Raw genomic sequence first — 880 nt, 5'->3', positions numbered from 1 at the left:
CCATCTGTAATGCCCGCTCAACTAAATTAACCGTCATTCGCTTTGATATGCTCCAGCCTATGATGCGCCTAGAGCTCAAGTCCATTACGATTGCTAGGTAGACCCAGCCTTGGTTAGTTCTCAGGTAGGTCACATCACCGGCCCAAATCTGATTAAGCAAAAGTGGGTTAAAGTTTTGGCTCAGCACGTTATCCGCAACACTGTCGCTGTGCTTTCGTTTCGTCGTGACTTTATAAGCTTGCCGCTGAGTCACCACTAAGCCTAACTTACGCATAATAGAACGAGTGCGATAACGGCCAATAACGTAGCCTTCTTCACGTAGTTTTTTAGCTAACTGACGAGAGCCTAAACTGTTACGGCTACGCTTGAACAAGCGCTTCGCCGAGCGATACAGGTTTAGCTCACCTTCGCTAATAATCTTAGCGGGTCTCGTTAGCCAGTCATAATAGGCACTGCGGCTGACTTGCCGTATCTTGCAAACTGTTTTTATTTCGAATTGAGAGCGGTTGTCTCGAATATATCGAAACTTTACTTCATTTCTTTCGCGAAGAAGGCACTGGCTTTTTTTAGGATTTCTTTCTCTACCCGAAGCTGCTTAACCTCTTTTCTAAGAGCTAGAAGCTCAGTTTTTTCATCTGAAGTCACAGAAGAGTTTTCTAGCTCTTCTGCCTTCTGTTTCCATGTATAAAGCAGGTTAGCTGTGACTCCAAGTGCATCTGCGGCTTGTGGGACGCTGTAGCCTTGTTCGGTTATTAAGCCTAAAGCTTCCTCTTTAAACTCTTTGGTATAAGTTCGGTACTGTCTTTTCGTATTCATGCTCACCTCAATTGATGCTTCTATTATCCACAATCAAGGTGTCCAGATCGATTAGACCAGAATA

The 880-nt window shown here is 44.3% G+C and carries 1 pseudogene; it reads right to left on the bottom strand.

Features of this window, described 5'->3' with window-relative positions:
- Positions 1–822, bottom strand: a pseudogene (locus AB4238_RS12310) (IS3 family transposase); the annotation flags it as partial.
- Positions 823–880 lie beyond the last annotated feature (58 nt).

The sequence above is a fragment of the Shewanella sp. 10N.286.45.A1 genome, from assembly GCF_041470405.1.
Classification (GTDB): domain Bacteria; phylum Pseudomonadota; class Gammaproteobacteria; order Enterobacterales; family Shewanellaceae; genus Shewanella.
Note: the sequence above shows the minus strand (reverse complement) of the source record. Positions and strands in the feature narration are given on the sequence as shown.